This window comes from Sphingobium sp. R-21 (assembly GCF_049913335.1).
GTDB lineage: Bacteria > Pseudomonadota > Alphaproteobacteria > Sphingomonadales > Sphingomonadaceae > Sphingobium.
Map to the genome: position 1 here is coordinate 1,349,633 of NZ_CP184375.1, position 22,440 is coordinate 1,372,072.

General features: G+C 61.5%; 16 protein-coding genes. 5 read left to right on the forward strand and 11 right to left on the reverse strand.

Annotation, left to right across the window (positions count from 1 at the left end):
- Window positions 1-20: 20 nt before the first annotated feature.
- From ACN9MX_RS20650 to ACN9MX_RS20670, 5 genes are all read right to left on the reverse strand, one after another.
- Window positions 21-668: a TetR/AcrR family transcriptional regulator gene (locus tag ACN9MX_RS20650; RefSeq protein WP_363828774.1), complete on the reverse strand. Its 648-nt coding sequence runs from the start codon at window positions 666-668 to the stop codon at window positions 21-23.
- Window positions 669-783: 115 nt separating this feature from the next.
- Window positions 784-1,788, reverse strand: coding sequence for a phytanoyl-CoA dioxygenase family protein (locus tag ACN9MX_RS20655; protein ID WP_363736144.1), 1,005 nt, complete (start codon window positions 1,786-1,788; stop codon window positions 784-786).
- An 86-nt stretch (window positions 1,789-1,874) separates the two neighbouring features.
- The gene (locus tag ACN9MX_RS20660) at window positions 1,875-4,199 is read right to left on the reverse strand and encodes a TonB-dependent receptor (RefSeq protein WP_363828776.1); all 2,325 of its coding nucleotides are present in this window, start codon (window positions 4,197-4,199) and stop codon (window positions 1,875-1,877) included.
- Window positions 4,200-4,278: 79 nt separating this feature from the next.
- The gene (locus ACN9MX_RS20665; RefSeq protein ID WP_133651262.1) at window positions 4,279-4,710 is read right to left on the reverse strand and encodes a carboxymuconolactone decarboxylase family protein; all 432 of its coding nucleotides are present in this window, start codon (window positions 4,708-4,710) and stop codon (window positions 4,279-4,281) included.
- The gene (locus tag ACN9MX_RS20670) at window positions 4,707-5,564 is read right to left on the reverse strand and encodes an SDR family NAD(P)-dependent oxidoreductase (protein ID WP_363828779.1); all 858 of its coding nucleotides are present in this window, start codon (window positions 5,562-5,564) and stop codon (window positions 4,707-4,709) included. Before ACN9MX_RS20670 ends, ACN9MX_RS20665 begins: the two co-directional genes overlap by 4 nt.
- A gap of 219 nt (window positions 5,565-5,783) precedes the next feature.
- Between ACN9MX_RS20670 and ACN9MX_RS20675 the strand changes: the two genes are divergently transcribed.
- Complete coding sequence (locus ACN9MX_RS20675) at window positions 5,784-6,818, forward strand: GlxA family transcriptional regulator (RefSeq protein ID WP_363828781.1); 1,035 nt, start codon at window positions 5,784-5,786, stop codon at window positions 6,816-6,818.
- Window positions 6,819-6,869: 51 nt separating this feature from the next.
- On the opposite strand, the gene ACN9MX_RS20680 is transcribed toward ACN9MX_RS20675, so the two are convergent.
- The 3 genes from ACN9MX_RS20680 to ACN9MX_RS20690 all read right to left on the reverse strand — a co-directional run bounded on the left by ACN9MX_RS20680 (window position 6,870) and on the right by ACN9MX_RS20690 (window position 12,133).
- Complete coding sequence (locus tag ACN9MX_RS20680; protein ID WP_363828783.1) at window positions 6,870-9,443, reverse strand: TonB-dependent receptor; 2,574 nt, start codon at window positions 9,441-9,443, stop codon at window positions 6,870-6,872.
- 404 nt (window positions 9,444-9,847) lie between these two features.
- Entirely contained in the window at window positions 9,848-11,122 is a 1,275-nt protein-coding gene (locus tag ACN9MX_RS20685; protein ID WP_363828785.1) for a hypothetical protein, read from the reverse strand.
- A gap of 156 nt (window positions 11,123-11,278) precedes the next feature.
- Window positions 11,279-12,133, reverse strand: coding sequence for a sterol desaturase family protein (locus ACN9MX_RS20690; RefSeq protein ID WP_363828788.1), 855 nt, complete (start codon window positions 12,131-12,133; stop codon window positions 11,279-11,281).
- A gap of 85 nt (window positions 12,134-12,218) precedes the next feature.
- Here ACN9MX_RS20690 and ACN9MX_RS20695 point away from each other — a divergent pair, with 85 nt between their 5' ends.
- Window positions 12,219-13,061, forward strand: coding sequence for a LysR family transcriptional regulator (locus ACN9MX_RS20695; protein WP_363828791.1), 843 nt, complete (start codon window positions 12,219-12,221; stop codon window positions 13,059-13,061).
- Here the strand turns inward: ACN9MX_RS20695 and ACN9MX_RS20700 are convergent.
- Window positions 13,058-13,957: a LysR family transcriptional regulator gene (locus ACN9MX_RS20700; protein WP_363828794.1), complete on the reverse strand. Its 900-nt coding sequence runs from the start codon at window positions 13,955-13,957 to the stop codon at window positions 13,058-13,060. The two genes, ACN9MX_RS20695 and ACN9MX_RS20700, sit on opposite strands and share 4 nt — an antisense overlap.
- Window positions 13,958-14,061: 104 nt before the next feature.
- On the opposite strand from ACN9MX_RS20700, the gene ACN9MX_RS20705 reads away from it, so the two are divergent.
- Genes ACN9MX_RS20705 through ACN9MX_RS20715 form a run of 3 tightly spaced genes read left to right on the forward strand, consistent with a single transcriptional unit; the run spans window position 14,062 to window position 19,234 of the window.
- On the forward strand, window positions 14,062-16,050 hold the full coding sequence (locus ACN9MX_RS20705; RefSeq protein WP_363828797.1) for an FAD-dependent oxidoreductase: 1,989 nt from the start codon (window positions 14,062-14,064) through the stop codon (window positions 16,048-16,050).
- Complete coding sequence (locus ACN9MX_RS20710; RefSeq protein ID WP_363828800.1) at window positions 16,044-17,015, forward strand: TauD/TfdA dioxygenase family protein; 972 nt, start codon at window positions 16,044-16,046, stop codon at window positions 17,013-17,015. The genes ACN9MX_RS20705 and ACN9MX_RS20710 overlap by 7 nt, the downstream gene beginning before the upstream one ends.
- 8 nt (window positions 17,016-17,023) lie before the next feature.
- On the forward strand, window positions 17,024-19,234 hold the full coding sequence (locus ACN9MX_RS20715) for a molybdopterin-containing oxidoreductase family protein (protein WP_363828803.1): 2,211 nt from the start codon (window positions 17,024-17,026) through the stop codon (window positions 19,232-19,234).
- A gap of 76 nt (window positions 19,235-19,310) precedes the next feature.
- Here the strand turns inward: ACN9MX_RS20715 and ACN9MX_RS20720 are convergent, their stop codons facing one another.
- Together ACN9MX_RS20720 and ACN9MX_RS20725 are read right to left on the reverse strand one after the other, a co-directional pair.
- Window positions 19,311-21,470, reverse strand: coding sequence for a TonB-dependent receptor (locus tag ACN9MX_RS20720; protein ID WP_363828805.1), 2,160 nt, complete (start codon window positions 21,468-21,470; stop codon window positions 19,311-19,313).
- Window positions 21,471-21,639: 169 nt separating this feature from the next.
- Complete coding sequence (locus tag ACN9MX_RS20725; protein WP_363828807.1) at window positions 21,640-22,287, reverse strand: TetR/AcrR family transcriptional regulator; 648 nt, start codon at window positions 22,285-22,287, stop codon at window positions 21,640-21,642.
- Window positions 22,288-22,440: the final 153 nt, after the last annotated feature.

Genomic DNA, 22,440 nt, shown 5'->3' on the forward strand with positions numbered 1-22,440 from the left:
AATTTGCGCGAGGGTCTGTCTCACATCCCCTTCATGCCCTGAAGAACCATCCGGGTCATGGCGGCCGCGTCCATGTGCAGATTGCCCGAACCCACCAGCCGGCGATGCATCGGCGCCAGCACGGCAAGATCGTAAAGGACGCGCGCGGCCATGTCCGGATCACGCACGCCGCAATTGAGGAGCGGCTGGCGCAACAGCGCCTCTGCCTGCGCCAGGCTGTTCCGATGTGCAGCAAGGACGAGGGTCGACAGGTTCGCGGCTTCGGCCAGAAGAAGCCGGTACATGGTCAACGCATCCTCATCCGTCGCCATCGCATTGAGACTGCCGACCATGCTGGTCAATATCGCCTCATTGTTCCCGGCCGTACGACCGATCCTCTCGATCATGGCGAAGCGACCGGCAATGAACTGCTCAAGCACCGCCTGCAGCACGGCGCGCTTGTCCGGAAAGTTGGCATAAAGGGTCCGTTTCGACATGCGCGCCAAGGCAGCGATGGCGTCCATCGATGTGCGGGAAAATCCGTCCCGCCGGAAAAGATGCGCTGCGGCCTCCAGAATGCGGGAGCACGCGTCAGAGGTCGAACTGTCCCGCTTCTGCGGCGCGGCGGACGGCGCGATCGCATCTTCTTTGGTGCCTGCCGCCAAAGGATCGCTTGCCATCACCTCCATGCGCTTCTTTCCCTGCCTGTCGCCGGTTCAGGCTCAGGTAGAGAGGATTGATCCCATTCCGGCAATGGCTTTCCCGCGGGGCTGGCAATGCATCACAAGCCCGTAGGCCGGCCAATCAGTGCTGCGGGCGAACAAACATGGCGGTGCCATGGTCGGATGCCACATAGACGGGATCACCGATCTTCATCAGCTGGGGAATTTCCTCCAGCGTCAACGGCATGCCGGTCAGCCTGCCACGGGCGATCCGGCAGAAGCTGTCCTCATCGATGCGGAAGACGCGCTGTTCGCCCGTTTGCGTTTCAACGGTGATGGCGCAGGAATCGAGCGCAGCTATCGTGCCCACAGTGGGAATATTGCCCGATTTCGGCATGCCGCGAATGTCCATCGACAGGCGGAAAAAGCGATCCGACCGATTGGCCAGCCCGCTATGCGGCGTTTCCAGACTGAAAACCAGTAGATCGCCGGGCTGGTAAAGGGCGCGGCGCCAGGCATCGGTCGGGATCACATCATCGCCTATGCCCTGCGGGGGCCGGGGAAAATCGTTCATCCGCGGCCGATGCAGACCCTCCGCCACTGCCAGACCGCCGGTTTCCTCATCGATGGGGGCGAGCGGCATCCAGCAGATCTTCAGCGGCAACCCCTTGTTATTGGGTCCGTCGCAATGGACGAAATTGAAGCGCGAGCCGGGACGGCCTGTGCCGGGAGGCAAAGCGTGATATTCGGTGTTAGGCACCCAGAAGACCTCTTCACCGAACAATTCCTCAAAAAAGGCGCGGATCGCGGGTTCAGCGACGAACTGATCCCGTGGATAGCGCGCGAGCAGCGGATCGGTCGCCGGCGTCCCGTCATTACGGATCGGGAAATTGTCGAGCGGCGCGCCATTATACACGGCTGCATCGTCGCGATCGGGGTCGACCACGCCCAGATCGCGCAGGACGTCGAGATAGACCGCGCGCAACCGGCCGACGGCACCCTTGTCCAGCACATCGCGAAAGAACCAGTAGCCATCCCTTTCCCAAGCGGCATCAAGTGCGGCACGATCCCCCAGCAGATGATTGGCGGTTTTCAGCTCACGCATGGGCTGCGTATCCGGAGAGCTGGAAGTAATCATGTCGGCCATGTCGGTCTTCCTATCAAAGTCGGTGGGCGGGGCTGCCCGCATCCGTTCCGCTGATCGGGAACGATGCATGGCAGCCGCCTCCCGTGTCAGAAATGGTAGCGCAGGGTCACCCCATAAGTTCTGGGCAGACCGGGCGTGTGACTGGTGTAACCCAGGCTGTCGAGGTTGATAAGCAGGAACTCGTACTTCGTCTTTGTCAGATTGTTGACATAAAGCGCGAGATCGAAGCCTGACCCCATCACCCGGTTCCAGCTTGCGTCGAGATTCACCAGATTATAGCCATCGGCATCCGTATAGCCGGGTACGTAGGTGTCGTTACCGATATAATCATCAGTATGATAATAGCTGATGCCGACGGACGCGTCCCCCTGGGAACTGTCCAGCGGCGCGATCAGCCGCGCCCCCAGCGTATAGACATTGCGAGGAGCACGGGCGAAGGGATCGTTGCTGTGATCGCTGCCGTCAGGATAGATGAATTCGGTGAACTTCGCATTGGTATAGGCATAGTTGGCCGACAGCTCCAGCATCGAAACCGGACGGAACAATATGTCCGCCTCGACACCCCAGATGCGCGCCTTGCCCGCATTGGTGGTGACCGTGGTGGGCGGCAGGACCGTCGGGTCGGACAGCAGCCGCTGGATATCGTTATATTTGGCGTAATAGGCGGCCAGATTGGTACGCAGGAACATGTCGCCCATGCGCCAGTCGGCCTTCACGCCCAATTCGACATCATCCACGGTTTCCGGCCGGAAAGTCCGGCGCAGGCCGGCCTCGGTCGAGGCGCGTGCGCCAAAGCCGCCAGTGCGGTAGCCATGCCGATGCGCGAGATAGATCAGCTTATCCTGCGCGACCTTATATTCCAGACTGAGATTATAGGTCACTTCGGAGAAGCTGTCGCTCACGTTCAGTTCGCACTGGGAAAGCGGCACTGCGGTTTCCGGCGTCGCCGGATTATTGTCCAGGTCACGGGTGAAACGGCATGCCGTCGCCGTGCGGTTGCGGATCGTCGCTTCCCGCTTGTCGCGATTGTAGCGCAGGCCGGCCGTCAGGCTGAGGCTGTCGGTGAAGCGATAGGTGCCTTGCGCGAACGCCGCGTAACTGCGGTTGCGGGCGGCCACATCGGTATTGCTGAAGGCGGCCCTGGGGTAGCCAAAGATATCCTGCGGCTCGACCAGTCCCGGATCGACGCTGCCTACGGTCGAAAGGCCCTGGTTGCGGCCCTTTTCCCAGAAATAATAAAGGCCCGTGATCCAGTTGAAATTTCCGGTTTCGCCCAGCAGCTGCAGTTCTTCCGAAAACTGGGAGGTTCGGTCTATACGCTGCTGCGGGTGCAGCGAATTCATCGTGCCGTCCATGTCGTCGAAGATATTGTCATTGACATGGCGATAACCGACAATGTTCTTGACCGTCAGCATGTCGTTGAGCGGAATGGTCGTGGTGTTCGCGATGTCGTGCGTTTCCACCTTGGTGAAGGTGTTTGATCCATTGGCGATCCGATAGGGTCCCCGCGCCTGCTGCTCAGCCAGCAACTGCTCGAGCGGACGATAGCCGCGCGCCGCGCGGACAGCAGCGCCATTCAGCGACCCGGTGGGCCGGACCTTGGCAATGAAGCTCGCCGTGCCGCCGTCATCTTCATGGAAATAATTATAGACGGTCAGCGATTCAACGCCGCTGTCATTCTTCATCAACACGGATGCCCGCGCGCCCTCCTGAGCGGTGTCGTTGACGTTGCGTCCCAATATCTCGTCATAGACGAAGCCATCGTCCCGCTGGCGCTGCCCGGCGACGCGCACCAATATATTGGGCGACAATGGCACGTTCAGCATGCCTTCCACGATGAAGCTGTCCAGATTGCCGTAAGTGACGCCCACGCGGCCTTCGAAATTGTCGGTCGGGCGGTTCGGCCGGATAATGATCGCGCCGCCGGTCGTGTTGCGGCCGAACAGCGTGCCCTGCGGCCCCCGCAGCACTTCCACCGATCCGATGTCGAAGAGGGCGCCATTGACCCCCTGCGTACGGGCGAGCACGATATCGCCCATATAGGTGGAAACCGACTGGTCCGCGAGCAAAGTGAGTTCCTGCTGGCTGAGGCCGCGGATCGCGAAACTGGGCAGCGACCGGCTGCCTCCCTGGCCAGGGACGGACACCAGACTGGGAACTACGCGGCTCAGGCCGGCGACATTTGTGATATTGGCGCGTTCAAGCGCGGCGCCGGACACCGCGCTGACCGAAAGCGGCACATCCTGCAACCTTTCCTCACGCCGCCGCGCGGTCACGACGATATCGTCGCTCGAAAAAGCGGACTGCGCATGTTGCGGTTCCTGTTCGGGTACGGCCTGAGCCGATGCAAATGATGGCACCGTCGCAAGCAGACAGGCGCAAGACGACATCCAGAAACTCGAAATTTTCATGACAACCTCCCCTGTAGTATCGATGTTCACTTTCGTCGTGAAACCGGCCCGGCATAGGCAGCTCCCGATCGCTGCCTCATCACAGCAGACCCCGCTCTTCCGATGTCGGCACATCCTCTGGCAATATATTCGCCTCTCGCATGGCAGTGATCACCGCCGTCTGGGCAGAGGCAATGCATGGAAACCCCACATAGGGCGTCAATTGCACCAGCAGCCCTTCCAGCTCCTCCACCGTCAGGCCGTTGGCCAGACCGATCTTCACATGATTTTTCAGTTCCAGCGCCTGGCGCGAGGCAATCAGCGCGGAGATGACGGCGATGCTCTTTTCCTTGCGGGTAATGCCTTCATGCCGCCATGCGTCGTGAAACGCCCAGGCCGCAGCCATGCGCGTTATATCCGATCCGAAACGGTTCGACGTCGCTGCTTCGTTGAAGGCGCCGCCAAAGCGATCTCCCATGACGGCCGTTATGAAATCCACGCCCGATTTCTGCTTTTCATCCAGCTGGTTCATTGATGCTGTCCTTCAGTCTCATGGTTCGCCGTCGCCAGTTCTGCTTCGGCCAGAAAATGGGCGGAGATGGGTCCGATCTGGGTCACGCCGCCGTCCACGGGCAGCAGAATCCCGGTGATGAAGCGCGCATCCTCGCTGGCAAGGAAAGCGACGGCCCGGGCGACGTCCCAGGCGTCCCCCTCGATGCCGAGCGGCGCTATGGCTCGACGGAGCGCGCGCAGCCCATGGGGCAACACATGCATCGCGTGCGGGGTCATGATGTGGCCTGGCGCGACCGTGTTGGCGCGAATGCCGTCGCGGCCGTGCATGACCGCGATCTCCGCGGACAGTTGCGCCATGGCCGCCTTCGATGGACCATAGGCTATCGAACCATGGGCGCGCATCCCGGCGATCGAGGAAATGTTGATGATCGATCCCCCACCCGCAATCTTCATGGCGGGCACGGCATGACGGGTCATCAGCATCGCGCTTTTGAGATTTACGTCGATGACGCGCGTCCAGGCGCTCTCATCCGGAGCATCCAGCGCGACGGGATCGGAAATGCCGACATTGTTGACCAATATATCCAGCCGTCCCGTTTCGGCGACGGTCTGTTCCACGAAACGACGGCAATCAGCATTGACGGCGACGTCACCTGCAAGTGTGAACGCCTTGCCGCCGGCCGCAACGATGCGGCGACGCGTTTCCTCGACACTGTCCCTGTCGCGGTCGATCAGCGCCACATGCGCGCCCTCCGCCGCGAGGAGCATGGCGATGGCGCGCCCGGTCCCGACCCCGTCGCCCTGTGTACCCGCGCCCGTGACCATGGCCGAACGCCCCCTCAAGCGAGCGTAGAATTCGGTGGGCTCCGGCATGGATCAGGCCCCTTCCCGACCCGACCGCGCGCTGGATGGAAGATATACGAATATCGTCTCAGGCGCGCCAGTTGCGCGCCCGGTCATTTGCCAGATCATGCCAAACTCTCCCGACAGCCACCTGTGCAGCCGCTTTTGTATACATGCATCATGCGATGCTCCACGCTGTGGCGTCAGGGGTGATTTTGACATCATGGGGGGGTTAAATTATCATCCCTCATGGCCCGCGATGTTGCAGTGATCGGATTTGACGGCGCATGCCTCGCCAGCATCGGTCTTTTCCTTGATCTGTTCGGGCAAATGCGACTTCGTGTCGCCGATCAGTTTCGAACACGTGATGATATCGGCATGCACACGCGCGCTAAATTGCTGGGACCAAGTCCAATGCCTATCCAGGTATTGGGAGGGGGGCTGCTGCAAGTGGAAGATGGGCTGGACGCATTACCCCATCTCTACATCCATGTGCCTGACTTCTATTGTTCGGAAGAAACAACGCCGGATCATCTCGCCAAGCTCCAGCCGGTCATGGACTGGCTTCGCAGCCAATATGCAGGTGGCGCGTATCTCTCTGCGACGGGGCGGGGCATAGAGTTGCTGGTCGAGGCAGGGTTGGTTGGAAGCGGCCCTGTTCCGGTGACGAGAGGCGCCGCCGCCGAATTTCGTCGGCGCTATCCGCATGTGCGCGTCAACACGACCGAACCGATTGCAGAAGTCGATCGCATCGTGATGGCACGCGGCATGGCGCATGAAATGAGTCTGCTCACGCGTCAGATCGGCCGGCTGCTGTCACCAAACATGGCTGGCACGCTGGCGGATGCGATGGGCATGGAGTCAGATCGGCCCGGTCTGTCGGACGATCCACTGGTGGCTGCGGCGCAATTATGGCTTTCCGAACGAGCGTCCCGCGGGCTGCATATCGGTGCGCTTGCCGCGCATCTGGCGGTCAGCCCGCAGACCCTGATCCGTCGGTTCCGCTCCGGACTCGGCATGACGCCGAGCAACTATTTGCGGCTAGTCCGCATGCGCAGCGCGCAATCGCAGCTACGCGACACCAATCGACCCGTGTCGCAGATCGCAACACTGATCGGATATAATGATCTCAAATCCTTCCAACAGGCATTCCGCCAACATGCTGGCATGAGCGCAAGTCATTATCGTGCGCTCGTCCGCAACCGCACAGACATGGCTTCCTCACCCTATGACACAGCCGATGGATCCCGACCGACTGCGTTGGACATCGTGTCGATCGACTGAGGATATCGGCGCGAGAATAGGGGAACGGCAGATCGCCGTTCCCCCGATATTTCAGAACTGGACGCGGAATTCGCCGCCCATCGTCCGGGGTGGCTGCAGATATGTCGCCGCCTGCGGATAGGGCTGCGACGCATTCAGCGCATTGCCCGCCGGGAACAGCTGGGCCAGATCGACATGGTTCAGCAGGTTCTTGACCCAGAAGGCCAGTTCGCCCTTCACCCCGTTTGCGAGCGGGATTTCGGAAATGCCCGCGCGCATGTTGATACGGTTCGTGAACACCCCGGGATTGTAGCGTGGCGCTGGCGAAGCCGCGGTGCCGGTCGAGTTGACCACCGTCAGCAACCTATAGGGCGCGCAGCAGGTCATGTTGGAACTGCGCGTCCAGTCGAAATGGATGTTGAAGACGCCCGGATCGAGCGGCCGGCTGAAGTCCACGGAGACGGAACCGGCATGTTTCGCCGCGCCTACACCCAGCAACTGAAGGAAGGACGCGCCGGGATGAGCGGCGATGTCCGCGGGCGATACAACCAATGCGCCCGCGCAATTGCCCGCCGGCGCCGCCGTGCATGGGCCGGATGCCAGGATGGACGTCCCATTGGGCTTGAACGTTGTCAGCGTCCTCGGATCGATACCGATCAAACGCTTGTTGCTGTCCACATAGGTATAGTTGCCCGATATGGTGAGGCCCGGCACGATCCTGGCGCTCAACTCGACCTCCAGGCCCTTTGCCTTGTAAGGAACCGAAACATTGAACGTGTCCGATATGCTGGGATTGGTGGCGGGGCTGGTCTGAATGGACTGTTGCTGATCATCGACCTTGTATTTGAACGCCGCGATGTTGAGCGTGACGCGCCGGTCGAACCATTGCGACTTGATGCCGACTTCCCAGGACTTCAGCACTTCGGTGTCATAGGCGGTAAATGTCTGCGACCGGACGTTGGCGCCGCCGTCGCGGAAGCCCGAAGCATAACGAACATAGGTGTTTATGTCCTCGGTCAACTTGAGCTTGGCCGTAAATGCCGGATCGACGCGCTTTTCCTTCGCCTCGTTGCGAAGCTCGGTCGGCAGGATCACGCCGTTGAAGATATCGCGCCGGGCCCTCTTGGTGTCGTCGCTGTAGCGAAGGCCTGCGGTGAGCTCCAGCCGCTCCTCCAGAACCGGGGGAGTCCAGCTTGCCTGACCATAGGCCGCATAGGCGTTCGTCTTGGAGAACTGGCGGATAAAGCCCCCATTGGGCGCGAACGGGTTATAATAGGGCGCGCGGCTGGGGCCGCCGCCGGGGGTGCAGGGTGCGCCGGGTATGCCCGCCGGGCAGTTGGTCGAGAAACCGGAATCCCGTTCATCCCGCACGTCTTCGTGGAAATAGATGCCGCCGACCGTGATGTTGAAGTTTGTGGTCGTGTAGATGGCCTGAAGTTCCTGGCTGAAAACCTTGGAATCCAGGTAATTGCTGGCCCATGCCTGGACAGGCGAAGTGGCAAGAGACGTGACTGCGCCGCCGTAGTTGATGGATCGGCGCAGGCCGGTGATTGATTTCAGCGTCAGATTATCGCTGGCGCCGTAGGTCAGGTTCAGCACATGCCCGCGGTTCTTGGTAATGAAGTAGAGAGAGGGTATCGCAAAGGGCGCGCTGTCAGGGTATTTATCCAGATCCAGCGGGAATTGCTGATATCGTCTGCCGTCGGTGGTGAATATGGTGGCAGGACCGCTTGGCGGAACAGTGATGCCGCCATTGGGATTCTCTATCGTGCCGGTATTGGGCGATACCAGGATCTGCGGGAATGCCTGGTCATCCTTTGCCCAGACATTGTCATAGGCATAGAATAGGTTGAGATCGCCAAAATCTCTCTCAACCGCTATGCGGCCGCCATAGGTCTTTAGTTGACGAAAATCATTGTCATAGTCGCCTGTCTTCCAATGGAAGGAAGAATAGGGACTTGAAACAGGCGTGATATTTTCCAGAAGGCTGCTCTTTACGTTCCGGAAATATCCACCTCTCTTGCGGTACATACCCGACAATTGGATACGGAATCCCGCCAGTTCAGGAAGATCCAGCCGGCCCTTGAGCTCATAGGCATCGAAATTGCCGATGCCGGCGCGGAAATCCCCTCCCAGCACGCCGCTTGGCCGGCGGGAAACGATCTGCACCACGCCCGCCTCCGCATTACGGCCGAACAGCTGCCCCTGCGGACCGCGCAGCACTTCGATGCGTTCGGGCGTGATGAGGTCGAGAGCGCCGCCCTGGGCGCGAGGTATGTTGATGCCGTCGATGTAGAAGGCAACCGCATTATCCTGCGTGCCCTGCGATGCGTCGGACGTGCCATAGCCACGCATCTGAAGCGCCACGCCGGTTTCCGTACCGTTGAGGGGATAGGAAGTAAGGCCGGCGATCTTGCCGGGGCCGAGATCATTCAGATTTTCGATACCCCGGCTTCGCAGCGTTTCACCGCTCAGCGCCGTAACCGCCAGCGGGACTTCCTGGAGCCTCTGCTCACGCCGGGTGGCGGTGACGACGATATCCGCATCTCCGGCGGCAGGCCGCTGCGCGGGTTCCTGCGCGGAAGCCAGCGACGGCATGGACAGTGCGGAAAGTGCCACACTCGCGAAAAATATCTGCTTCTTCATTACGTCTCTCTCCCCAAGATTTTGTCTTATGCGCAGGCGAATGGGACCCTTCTTCCCGATGAGCGGCAGGATACACGCAATGGCAAGGCCGATGCCGGCGGCCTGATCACGTCACGATGTACAGAGGGCAATGCGCTCACAGCCCGAGGGCATCCGCGCAAACGGATCAAATCCGTCAAAATGTTCAGGCGTCGCGCAAATCGCATCGTCCCTCCCCTTCGGACAGGACATCCGCCGGTTTTCCCGGCTTCGATGTCGGCGGTCGAGCCTCTGTCCCCTGCCTAGCTTATGTTCCGCCAGATCAATGCAAAGCTAATCTTTGCGCATATTACATGCAAGCAAATGAATTTTGATCGTATTTGTGATGCTTGCGATAAGGCTGGACGATGAAGACGGCTGGCTGATCAATCGGCGGCAAATCGGCGATCGAAGGCGGCCTGTCGGCGCGCGATCTGCGCCGCCCGCAGCTCTGGCGTTATCTTGACAACGCCGCGCGGCAAGGCATCCATCAGGTCCGCGAGCGCTACCTTACGGCTCTCTATTGCCGGCGATTCCGCGTCGGGATCAGGAAAACCTTGCCAGCGATGCAGGATCAGCACGTCGTGAAGACCGCATGGGTCGAGCCAATTATGCACGCCGGGATCCGCGATGGAGAGCACATAGGTGAAGCGTCCATCTGCATCCGGCACCATCTGGGCATTGGTCAGGCTGATCTGGCGATCGCGATTGGGCAGGCTGCGTAACCAAAGGTCATGCAGCACGATGTCACGATAGGTCGCGCCCGCCGCATTGGCGGTGATGATCACCGCTTCATCGTCGCGCAGCGTGAAATGGCCCAGACTGCCTTGCTGGGTTACCAGGCCGCCCACCGATCCAGCGCCCTCGGGCGGCGTCATCATCTGCGGCCCGTTGAAGAAGAGGCGCTGGGCGTAATAGGCGTAGAAGACGTCGGAAAGGATGTTGTGAACAGCCCTGCTTGCCAGTTCATCCTCCGTCAGCGGCACGCGGGTCGGCGGATCGAGCCGGCGCACCCGCAGCGCGTCGGGATGCTGTCGCGCCCAGTCACCCATGGAATCGCGGATAAAAAGATAGAGCGTTCCCGGCACTATCTGAAGATGGTTCCGCCGCCCCTCCGCCGGATTATCGTCGAGAGTCAGGACATAGCGGCCGTCTTCGCCGATTTCCATGTCGAGTTGTTCGAGAGATGCCAGGGTGGCCGACGTCGTGCTGTTGCCAACAAGCTGGAACGTGACATAAGTCGAGGGATCAACTTGTCGTTGCCCTGTCACTTCATAGCGTCCGCCTGCCGCGACAGGGATGATGCGATAGGCGTTGTTGGGATTGTCTCCTCCCCATTTGGCGCCCGGCACCTTATGACCTAACCATTGCGCACCCTCGCTATACACCCTGAGCACGCGGGGGTAATTGGCATCGGTATTCGCAGCGACCAACGTACATTTGAAACAGTAATCTGCGACATGATCATCGAACAGCGCCATCTGGTCGGCGGGCATGAGCCTGTCCGTGACGCGCCGCCACATGATCTCCGCGCGATCGCGTGCGGCCCTTACGTCCGGCCGCTCGAACAGCCGGATCGCCAATCGTTCAAGATCGCGCTGGTCGACATTGGCGACCGGATTGATCGCTGACAGGAAATAATCGCCGGTATCAAGGGGCATCGCATCCTTCTCCCAAGCAGGCCGGCAGCGTCCTTCGCCATCATCCAATAATCGAACGATTGTTCTCTATATTGATGAATATTGGCCTTTTATCGAAGACATGATGCACCCAGTAAATTATTTTGGCAAGCTTGGCACCAAATCATGAACGGTCTCTCAGGCCGCTGCCGTTTCCGTGGGATCAGGGGGCTGGGCTTTCCCCTCATCCTGCGCCTTGCCGGGGATGCATATGAGCGGATAGAAAATTTCCTCGGCCCAGTGCGGCTGCGCGCCCGGAATGCCATAGCGCCAGGGGCGCCCCTCCGGAATGTGGAGCGTCCCGAACATCCAGTCGAGAAAGGCGAAAGTCACGGCATAGTTGCGGTAGGAAGCGCCGTCCTTGCCATAGCCATGATGCGTGTGATGCATGCCGGGGCTGATCAACAGATGCTCCACCGCGCGAAACAGGCTGCCGAAACGGGGATGGCGCCGGATCGCGTCATCCCAGCGAAAATGACTGTGGGTAATGAGGTTCCACCAGAAAATGGTGAGGACGACGAGCCCGGCCGCAACCCCCTGCCCCAGATAGACGGCGAAACCGGTGATCCAGGCGGTCGGCACGACAAAGGACCAGAAGAGATTGACGCGCTGGGTCACGAGCACATTCATGTATCGGCCCGCGTGGTGCGTCCTGTGAATCTTCCAGAGCCAGCGAAGCGCGGGACGTCGTTGCCCTTCATGCGCCCATCTGTGACCCCAGTAAAAGGCGAACTCCACGAGCAGGAACAGGACGATATAGGATGGCAGCAACGGAAGATGCGCGAGGGCGCCTTTTCCCTGCGGCAGCAACAGCGCCGCCGCGCCGGCGATCAGCAGCCCGGCCAGGGACCGCGTGACCAGCGGATTGAGCAGCGCGCATAGCCCGATCACCAATATGTCGTCGCGGCGATAGATGCCGCGGTGGCGGCCGGTCAGGATTTCCGTCAACAGGATGATCGCCGTCACGGCAAGCACTGGACCGTAATAGGACATTGTTCCTCTCCTTGTCCGTCAGTTTTACGCTGGCGCGGAAAGGGCTTCCAGTTCATTGATATGGCGATTTTGATGAGTATCATGCATGAATATCCGCAAGCTTCGCCATATCGTCGCATTGGGGCAGGATCGGCATTATCGCGTCGCTGCTGATCGCCTGGGCCTCACGCAGTCGGCTCTGACGCGGAGCATCCAGGCCGCGGAGGCGGAGCTGGGCGTGCGGCTGTTCGACCGCGGACGCGACGGGGTGCATCCGACGCGCGCCGGCGAAGCGCTGCTGGCCGACGCGGCGCCTTTGCTCCGCCAGATGGAGATACTCGAACGAAACATGGCCTTGCTTTCCCACCATGGGAGCGGGGAGGTGCGCTGCGGCTTCGGCCCGCTCGCCGCGGCACTGATGCTTGAAGACATGCTGTCGCATGTCGTTCAGGAACACGGCGCGCTGCGCGTCCGCACGAAACTGGGGGACGTGGCGGAATTGCTGTCGCTGCTCCACGACGGCGAACTGGACTTCGCCGTTCTGGCGCATCTGCTTGTCGAGGACAGGCCTGACCTCAGCTTTCGTCGAATCGGCCAGATCCGGCTCGGTGCATTGGTGCGGCGTGGCCATCCGCTTGCCGGCCGCACGGTGCATGAGGATGAAATCGCCGCCTTTCCTATCATCGGCGGGACAGGCGCCAGTCCGGTCTACGCGCCGACGATCAGCTGCGACAATTTCGAGATCGCAGGCCAGGTCACGCTGGCGAGCGATGCCATATGGATCACAGCGGAATCCCTCGCGGATGACCGATATGCAATGGTCCACGGCCTGCCTGTCGCGCAACCGCTGGAACTGGTCGTGGCGTCCCTTGCGCGGCGGACATTATCTGTCCAGGCACTGCTGACCATCGATCTGATCGTCGGTGCCCTGCGGAGGCGGCAGTCTTAGGAAGCATGCAACCAGTCGACCTGGTCCCGCAGGAATTGCGCGACGGCGCGGACGGCCTGGCGCTTCACGCGGTCCTGCGGAATGAAAAGCTGAACATCCACGCTTTCCCGGTTCCATTCCGTCAGCACCGGCTTCAGGCGGCCCGACGCCAGTTCGGGCGCGACCAGCATTTCCAGCGTCTGCCCTATGCCCACACCGGCAACAGCGGCAGCCGCGATCGCATCCCCATGGTTGAAGGTCGCGACGCTGGCGGGGCGGAGCGATCGCCGCTCCTTTCCCCGCACGAAGCGCCACTGGCCCACCGGCCGATCAACCGTCGCATAGAGGACGCAATCATGATCATGCAGATCATCGGGCGTGACCGGCTCTCCGCGCCGCGCAAGATAATCGGGCGAGGCAACCTGCACGAAGCGGGTGTGCCCAAGATTGATGACCTCCCCCTTTCCTTCCGCCGGCACGCCGATACGGATGAGCATGTCGAACCCCTCTGGCCGAAACATCATGCTGCGGTCCCCAACGCTGAGGTCCAGGGCAATGCGAGGATGCAGCGCACGCAATTGCGGCAGCGCGGGCACGACGAATCGTAATCCGATCGCGCCGGGCGCATCCAGGGCAACGTGCCCGCTTGGCCCCATGTCGCGCATCTGCACCAGGCTTTCGGCCTGCTCCACCGCTTCCAGAATGGCGCGCGCCTGCTCCAGGAACATGTGACCATGGGGCGTCAGGCCAAAGCGGCGCGTGGTCCGGTTTATCAGTCGCGTACCCAGCCTATCCTCCAGCCGTGCCAGATGGGTCGAAACCATGGTGGGGGAAAGGGCAAGCCGCTCGGCCGCTCGGCTGAAGCTGCCCGAATCCACGATTGCCACGAACACCTCGAAGCCAGTCAACCTGTCCATGATTATCTCTTCTTATCGTATAATGCGTCTCGAAATGTGGTGATTATCCAATCACAACGCAATGGTAAAAGGGATTCAATTCAAATCATCAATTGAGAGGATGCATGGCTTATCCACGCTTGTTCGAGCCGTTCAGCATCGGCAACCTGACGCTCAAGAACCGTATTTCCATGGCACCCATGGAGACGCATCTGGGCGCGCCCGACGGCGGCGTGAACGACGCGATCATCGCCTATTACAGCGAGCGCGCACGCGGCGGCGCCGGCCTTATCATCACTGAATTCACCTGCGTCGACGCGGAGACGGGATTCAGCTCCAACGTTCCGCAATTGCGCCTGGACAACGACAGGTTCAAGGCTGGGCACGCCCGGCTGGTCGCGGCCATCCACGCGGCTGGCGCAAAGGCGGTCATCCAGATCTCCCATGCCGGCCGGCAGACCAAGGAAAGCGTCATCGGACGCCAGCCGGTCTCAGCCAGCGCGATCCCTCTCAACAGCATCTATATGAACGCGGTTCCCCGGCCGCTGGAGGATGCGGAGATCCATCACCTCATCGGGCGCTATGCGAATACGGCACGGCTTGCGATGCTCGCGGGTTATGACGGCGTGATGCTGCACGGCGCCCATGGCTATCTGCTCCAGCAATTTCTTTCGCCGTTGATGAATCATCGCGAAGATGAATGGGGCGGTGACTTTGAAAGGCGGCTGCACTTCCCGACCGAGGTCATCAAGGCGGTGAAGGCGCAGATCGGAAACAAGCCGCTGATGTACCGCATGTCCGTGGTCGACGGCGTCGAAGGCGGCATCACCATCGAGGACAGCGAGAAGATCGCGCCGCGCCTTTGCGAGGCTGGCGTGGATGCGATCGACATCAGCTGGGGCTTTCTGGAAAGCGCCCATCTCATATTGGAACCAATGTCCGTCGAGGAAGGGGATCGCCTGCCCTATGCTCGCCGCATCCGCGAAGCGACCGGCCGGCCCGTCATCACCGCCGGCGTGATGCGCTGGCCCGACAAATGCGAACAGGCGGTTATCAATGGCGACACCGACATAGTGTCGCTGGGCCGCGCGCTGCTGGCCGATCCGATGTGGCCGATCAAGGCGCAGCGGGGCCTTGTCGACGACATCCGGCCATGCACATCATGCAACTGGTGCATTCGCGAACTGGCGCAAAGCCGGTCCGTCGCATGCGCGGAAAACCCGCGTTGCGGCAAGGAGACCGAGCCGGAACTGGATCGCTTCGCCAATGGCATGAAGGCGGCCGTGATCGGCGCGGGACCAGGCGGCATGGCGGCCGCGCTGTTGCTGGACCAGGCCGGCTTTGCCGTCACTCTCTATGAGAAACGCCAGCGTCTGGGCGGAAATCTGATCACTTCGGCCGTGCCTCCTGGGAAGGACAAGCTGTTCTGGTATCACAAGTTCCTGCTGAACCGGGTCGAGCGCAGCACCATCGACGTGCGCACCGGGACGCAGGTGACCAGGGACGTGATTGAAAAGGACCAGCCCGACGTCCTGATCCTCGCCAACGGCTCGCGATTGGCGCCGCTCGACCTCGCCGGCTGGGGCAATCTGCCGACCGCGCCTGCCTATGAGGTGCTGATGGGGGAAACGGATGTCCCGCCATCGACCCCTGAGCGGCCGATCGTCATCTATGGCGGAGGTGAAACGGGCACGGAAACAGCGGAATATCTGGCCCAGGGCGGACATCATGTCCTGCTGGTGACCCGGTCCGACGCCAAGTTCCTCGCCCGCAATGCCGAGGCGCTCTATCGTGTTGCGCTGTTGCAGAGACTGCACGGCAATGCGTCCATCCGGATCCTGGACAACACGACGCTGCATGCCGTCGATGGCGAGCATGTCACGCTTTCGGCCCAGGGCGGGTTGACCGATCAGCCGGCGGCGGCGCTGCTGCTGGCCCATGGCCTGGTTCCCGACAGCGAATTGCCCGATACTCTGGGCGGTATCGACATTCCGATGATCCGCATCGGCGACTCCGCGCAGGTCGCGCGGATCGGCGAAGCGGTGCGCGACGCCTATCGCGCGGTGCAGGATCTGCGCCGCCTCATCCTGCAACCGGAGCCGATCGCATGCTGAGCCTAGCCACCACCATCGAACGCCGCCCGCTGGACGCGCCCTTCGGCCTGGAAATAGTCGGCGCGGACCTGACGCGCGACATTGACGAAGGCACGCGAAAGGCGATCCGCGACGCCTGGATCGATGCCGGCATCCTGCTCTTCCGCGATATGCGCAATGACGACATGGCGCAGATGCGCCTCAGCGCCATTTTCGGAGAAATGGAGCCCGCCGCGACGGCCGATCTGAACGATCCCGTCAATCAGTTCATGATGACGCTGGCCTATGATCCGGAGGATCCGTCAGGACGCCCCAATCCCTTCTATCGCGTGAACGGCATCGATCGCGCGGGCTGGCTCGGCTGGCATTGGGACCAGAGCTTCATGCCCACCATCGTGCGCGGCGCCGTGCTGCGCATGACCGAACCGGCGCGCGTCATGGGCGAAACCGGCTTCATCGATGCCATTCAGGCCTATGACCGGCTGTCGCCCGACATGCAGAAACGCATTGAGGGGCTGGAGGTCGTTTACGAATTCAACCCGGATTTCTGTTCCGGCCAATTCGGCTTCCCCACGGACATAGAGCGGCTCAACGTCGGCGCGACGGTCAAGGCCGGTGCGAAGTACAACTTCCCGCCGGTCGTTCATCCGCTGGTGATCACCCAGATGGAAACGGGCAGGAAGGTGCTGAAGCTCTCGCCCATGCATGCCCGCTATGTGCTGGGCATGGAAAAGGCGGAAAGCGATGCGCTGCTGACGGAACTTGCGGCGCATCTGGGCGATCCGGCCCATGCCTATTTCCATAAATGGCAGGAAAACGACATGGTCGTCTGGGACAATTGGCGGATCGTGCATTCCGCCAACGGCGTTCCGCTGGATTGCAAGCGGACCGCCCGGCGCACGACCATAGCCGGCGACTACAAGGTCGGACGCTATCTCGACCCAACCCTAGACCGGGATCGCGAAGTGAAGCGGCTGGTGGACTGAACGGCGTTATGAGCGCACAGGTTCATCCGAGCATCTGCCGTCTGTGCACGGCCTATTGCCCGATCCAGGTGACCGTTGAAAATGGCCTTGCGACCAAGGTCACGGGCAATCCGCGCGCTCCTCTCTATGGCGGCTATAGCTGTCCCAAGGGGCGTGCCCTGCCCGAACAGCATCATGGCGAGCAGCGCCTGCTCCACAGCCTGAAGGGTGGCCCGGAGGGTTTTGGCGCGATCCCTTCCGCACAGGCGATGGACGAGATCGCCGAACGGCTGAACGCGATCATTGCCGAGCATGGCCCCCGTTCGGTCGCCATGTATGTCGGGATGGGACTGGTCCCCTTCGTTGCATCCACGGCCATCGCTGCGGGATGGCTGAACGGCATCGGATCGCCCATGTTCTTCACCGCGGGTTCGATCGACAAACCGGGCATACTGATCGCGCTCGCCCATCATGGCATGTGGCAGGCCGGGCAACCGCATTTCGATACGGCCGATGCCTGGCTGCTGGTCGGCATCAACCCGGTGATCAGCAAATCGCCGGGCTTTCCGGGGCAAAATCCCGGACGCGTGCTGAAGGACATGGAAAAGGCGCAGGCCAAGCTGATCGTCATCGATCCGCGCGTCACCGAAACGGCCAGGCGCGCCCACATCCACATGCAGGCCCGGCCTGGAGAGGACGCCGCCATATTGGCGGGCATGATCCGCATCATCCTGGCGGAAGGGCTGGAGGACAGCGAATTCGTTGCCGCCAACACGCAGGGCGTCGCCGCGTTGAGGGAAGCGGTCGAGCCGTTCACCACCGACTATGTCGCCCGGCGCGCGGATGTTTCAGAAGCCTATCTGATTGCGGCGGCACGCATATTCGCGGGCGCGCGCAATGCCGGGGTGAGTTGCGGTACCGGACCCAGTTTCGCGACCCATTCCACGCTGACCGAATATCTCGCGCTTTGCCTTGCCAGCCTTTGCGGACATTGGGCGCGGGAGGGCGACTTGCTGGCCAAGCCCAATGTGCTGCTGCCCGCCTATGAGGCGCGGGCCCAGCCCTGGGCCCCATTCCAGGCCTGGGGTTTCGAACCGCGCCTGCGCGTCCGGGGCCTGGGCGGCTGCGCCAGCGGCCTGTCAGCCGCCGCGCTGGCCGATGAGATCCTGCTGCCCGGACCGGGTCAGGTGAAGGCGCTGATCGTGGCGGGCGGGAACCCGATGATGGCCTGGCCCGACCAGAACCGCGCCTTCGCGGCGCTCAATGCGCTCGATCTGCTGGTCACCATGGATACGGAGATGACCGCCACGGCCGAGCTTTCCCATTATGTGATCGCGCCCAAGCTGACGCTGGAAACGCCGATGACGACCTATATGCCCGAGAGCGTCAAATATTATGGAACGACGCGCGGCTTCCCCGACCCCTACGCAGCCTATACCCCGGCGCTGATAAAGCCGCCCGCCGGCAGCGACGTCATGGAGGACTGGGAATTTTTCTGGGGACTGGCCGAGCGGATGGGCACGCGCATCGACGCCACGCTGCGCTATGGCAACGGTCCGCAGGCCGAGGCGCCGCCCATGACCTTCACGCTCGATCCCGCGGGCCCGAAACCAACCACGGACGAGTTGATCGAATTGTCATGCCGGGGTTCGCGCATTCCGCTCGACCGGGTGAAGCAATATCCCGACGGGCAGATTTTCGAAAGCGACCAGCGCGTGCTGCCCCGCGCCGCCGGCAATGACGACCGCCTTGAACTGGCCGCCCGGCCCATGGTGGAGGAACTGGCCGAGTTGCTGGCGGAGGATAGCCGCGCCATTGAAGCGGACTACCCGTTCCGGCTGCTGCCCCGGCGCACGAACAATATCCTCAACAGCTTCGGCCGGCGGATCGGCAGGTTGGCCGGTAGCGGGGTGAACCCCGCCTATATGCACCCCGACGATCTGACCGATCTGGCCCTTGGCGAGGGTGATTGCGTGACGATCCGGTCCCCGCATGGCGAAATCCAGGGCATCGTGGCGGCTGAGGCAAACCTGCGACGCGGCACCATATCCATGGCGCACGGCTTCGGCGCCAATCCCGGATCCGACGATCCGTTGACACTTGGCGCGAACACCGGGCGCCTTATTTCGGTGGAAGACGGCTACGATCCCGTGACCGGCCTGCCCCGCATGGGCGGCATTCCCGTCCAGATATTGCCGCTGCAATCCGCGAGGCCCGTGAGCGACGTCCAGACACTTTGATCGCAGCCGGCGCTCACCGGAGCAATATCCCGGCCGGGGAAAGCGCGCCTGCCGCAGGCGCGCCCCCTTGCGCCCATCAGAAGCTGTAGTTCAGGCCGACGCCGATCTGCCGTGGCGGCGAAAAGATGACCGCGTCCGCACTGGGATTGACGAAGGTCGATCCGATTACCTTCGCATTGGTGAAGTTGCGCGTGAACACCGACAATGTCAGCCCGGTACCGGCGGGAGTGAAGGCCAGACGGGCATTGCCGGTGAAATAGGCCTTCTGGCTCACCCGGCTTTCCAGCGCCATGCGCACCTTCGTCGAATAATAGCCGTTGAGCGACAGGGCCAGGCGCCCGGCGTCGAAGTCATGATGATAATCGACAAGGCCATTCAGCGTGAAGCTGGGCGCGCGGATCATTCGCTGGCCACTGACGTCTGCCCGGCCGTCCAAAATGCCGTCGAAATCGGGATCCGTCGCCATTTCCACCAGGCTGGCATTGGGAAAGCTCTTATATTTCGCGTGCAGCCAGGCCGCGCCCAGAGTCAGGGTCAGGTCTTCGCTGGCTCGCAAACTCGCATCGGCGTCAATGCCGTATATCTCCGCCGATCCGGCATTTTGCAGGGTGCTGACGCCGCCGACGGTCGTCGTCGCCTGCAGGTTCTTGTAATCATAATGGAAGCCCGCAACGTTAAGCGCCATGGCGCCCGACTTGAATTTTGCGCCCACCTCATGCGACTTCAACAGTTCCGGGCGAACCGGCGTCGCCTGGCGGGCGATGGCGTTGAACAGGCCCGCCTTGAAGCCCTGCGCATAGTTGTAATAGAGATTGAGGCTGTCCGTCACGTCGAACATGACGGCGGCGCGAGGCGTGAACTTCCGCGACTTCACCTCGCCCAGAAGGGCTTGCGGCGTCACATTGTTGAAGCCGTTCGCGAAGCCATTATTCTTGTCCCTGGTATAACGGCCGCCGCCGATGAGCTTCAGCCTGTCGGACAGTTTCCAGGTCACTTCGAAAAAGCCCGAGAGCGACTTGTTGACGCTGTGATCGTAAATTCGGTCGATATAGCCGAAGGCAGGAATGTTGATGAAGGCAGGGTCGTCACCCACCTTCCGCCGATAATAGTTGAGTCCGACGATGAACGAAACGGGGCCGATCGGCTTGGACGTAAAATAGACGTCCTGCGAGAAGGACTTCGAATAGCTGAAGATATCGTACACGCCGCCCGCGAAGTTGCTGTAGTCGGCCTCCTGCAGGATCGGCGTGCTGTAGTCGATATAGCCCGTCATGCTGGTGAAAGTGCCCAGGTCCGTTTCAAAGTCTGCCTTGAGGGAATAGGTCTTCATGTCGATATCGATATAGCTGTCGATATCCGATGAGGTCTGCCACGGCTGGTCAGCGATTACCACGCCCGGCAGCCCGGCAAGCGCGTTCACGCCCCTGTAACTGGTATAGGCAAGGTCGATGGCGTTCTTTTCGCGATTATAGCTGAAGCTGCCCTCCAGACGTATCCGGTCGGTCGGCTGAAACAGCAGTTTCGCGCGCAGGAAGCGGTTGTGATTGTCCGGCGTGTTCCGGCCCGTCGCGACATTGCGGACATAGCTGCCCAGTTCCCGGCTGCTGAGCGTCAGGCTGGCGGCGAGGACATCGTCGATGATCGGGCCCGTGACGAACGCCTGGGCATTGAGCTCGCCTTCACTGCCATGGCCATAATGAGCCCAGGACAGGCCCAGATCCATATGCGGCGTGAAGGACGGCGATTTGCTGTTGATCAGGATGACGCCGCCGGTTGCGTTACGGCCGTAAAGCGAGCCCTGAGGCCCCTTGAGCACCTGGACATTCTCGACATCCGGCAGGGAGAAGAACGCGCCGGTGATATTGGGTTGGTAGACGCCGTCGACATAGGTCGCGACATTGTTTTCCGCATTGGAGGAACCCAGGGTGGACGAAACGCCGCGCAACGCGGGCTGTGCGTTGATGCCGTTTGCCTCGACCCGCAGGCCCGGCGTCACCAGCGTCAGGTCGCGCGCGTTGCTGATATTGGCGCTCTGCAACTGTTCCGCGCTTTGCGCCGTCACCGCCACGGGCACATCCTGCAACCGTTCAGCCCGGCGCTGCGCCGTAACGATGATGTCGTCGCTCCCCTGCCCCGTCTGGGGCGTTGTGTCGGTTTGAGCGGACGCGGCGCCGATGATGCCAATGACGGCCGTTCCGGTGCCAAGCAATTGCAGGATCTGGCTGGATCTGGTCATGGGTTCCCCGCTCATCTGATTGTCGACTTGATTGTCGACACAGGGGCGAACGCCCCGAAAGCTCGCGCAATGCCTATGCCGCAGGGAATGGTTTTGCATGCAGAAATCACATGAACTCTGCATGCATCATGGGTATGATTGACGGTGCGGCCGAAGCCGCGCGGGCGTCTCAGGCCCAGCCGCGCAGGAACCGTTCGGCAATTTCGCGGGCGCGGCCCGGACGGCGGACAAAGGCGATATCGTCCACCATCACGCGGAAGCCGTGGGTGATGAGGCCCTGCAGGTCGAAAGCGGCGTCCTGCGGATCGCCCGGGCGCAAGATTCCCCTTGCCATCAACTCCTCGAAATAATCGCTGATCGGCCGGAAACCCATATAGGCATTGGCCAGAAGCTGCGCGCCGAGATGGGGGAAATCGCGCCCCTCCGCCACGGCGATCTGGAGCAGCGTTCTGCCCAGTGGATGACTCACCGCCACATCCGTATAGGTGGTAACGAACCGCTCTATCGTACCCAGCGGATCGTCGAGGTCGAGTTCCAGCGCCCACAGGCCGGAACGCACCGACTCCATGCTGCGGTGGATCAGGGCCGTGAACAGCCCCTCCTTGCTGCCGAAGCGCCGGTAAATGGTTGTCTTGCTGACGCCGGAGCGCTCCACCAGCCGGTCGAGGCTGGTTCCGCCGAAGCCGGTCAGCGCAAATTCCTCCAACGCGATGTCAAGCAGATGGTCGATGCGCCGGTCCACTTCGGCACGCGGCAGCCTCCCGCCCTGCCAGCGCCCGCCTGCCCCCTGCCCTGCCGCCATGGTTTCCTCGCTCATCCTGTGCGGATAGCCCGGCGGAGCGGCCAAACCAAGAGGGCAGTCCGACATTGCCACGCGATGCGGAAGATGAAGCATCGCTTATCTGAAATGTGCTATGAAATGGGAGGAGTTCGCTTGGCACAGGAACTGCCATGAGTCACTTTCCGGCAG

Bases quoted from the DNA above. Each gene is read 5' to 3' on its own strand.
- ACN9MX_RS20690 (WP_363828788.1), bottom strand. From the start codon at position 12,133: ATGTCCTATTACGGTCCAGTGCTTGCCGTGACGGCGATCATCCTGTTG.
- ACN9MX_RS20655 (WP_363736144.1), bottom strand. From the start codon at position 1,788: ATGGCCGACATGATTACTTCCAGCTCTCCGGATACGCAGCCCATGCGT.
- ACN9MX_RS20665 (WP_133651262.1), bottom strand. From the start codon at position 4,710: ATGAACCAGCTGGATGAAAAGCAGAAATCGGGCGTGGATTTCATAACG.
- ACN9MX_RS20720 (WP_363828805.1), bottom strand. From the start codon at position 21,470: ATGACCAGATCCAGCCAGATCCTGCAATTGCTTGGCACCGGAACGGCC.
- ACN9MX_RS20685 (WP_363828785.1), bottom strand. From the start codon at position 11,122: ATGCCCCTTGATACCGGCGATTATTTCCTGTCAGCGATCAATCCGGTC.
- ACN9MX_RS20680 (WP_363828783.1), bottom strand. From the start codon at position 9,443: ATGAAGAAGCAGATATTTTTCGCGAGTGTGGCACTTTCCGCACTGTCC.
- ACN9MX_RS20695 (WP_363828791.1), top strand. From the start codon at position 12,219: ATGAATATCCGCAAGCTTCGCCATATCGTCGCATTGGGGCAGGATCGG.
- ACN9MX_RS20715 (WP_363828803.1), top strand. From the start codon at position 17,024: ATGAGCGCACAGGTTCATCCGAGCATCTGCCGTCTGTGCACGGCCTAT.
- ACN9MX_RS20705 (WP_363828797.1), top strand. From the start codon at position 14,062: ATGGCTTATCCACGCTTGTTCGAGCCGTTCAGCATCGGCAACCTGACG.
- ACN9MX_RS20650 (WP_363828774.1), bottom strand. From the start codon at position 668: ATGGAGGTGATGGCAAGCGATCCTTTGGCGGCAGGCACCAAAGAAGAT.
- ACN9MX_RS20700 (WP_363828794.1), bottom strand. From the start codon at position 13,957: ATGGACAGGTTGACTGGCTTCGAGGTGTTCGTGGCAATCGTGGATTCG.
- ACN9MX_RS20710 (WP_363828800.1), top strand. From the start codon at position 16,044: ATGCTGAGCCTAGCCACCACCATCGAACGCCGCCCGCTGGACGCGCCC.
- ACN9MX_RS20670 (WP_363828779.1), bottom strand. From the start codon at position 5,564: ATGCCGGAGCCCACCGAATTCTACGCTCGCTTGAGGGGGCGTTCGGCC.
- ACN9MX_RS20660 (WP_363828776.1), bottom strand. From the start codon at position 4,199: ATGAAAATTTCGAGTTTCTGGATGTCGTCTTGCGCCTGTCTGCTTGCG.
- ACN9MX_RS20675 (WP_363828781.1), top strand. From the start codon at position 5,784: ATGGCCCGCGATGTTGCAGTGATCGGATTTGACGGCGCATGCCTCGCC.
- ACN9MX_RS20725 (WP_363828807.1), bottom strand. From the start codon at position 22,287: ATGAGCGAGGAAACCATGGCGGCAGGGCAGGGGGCAGGCGGGCGCTGG.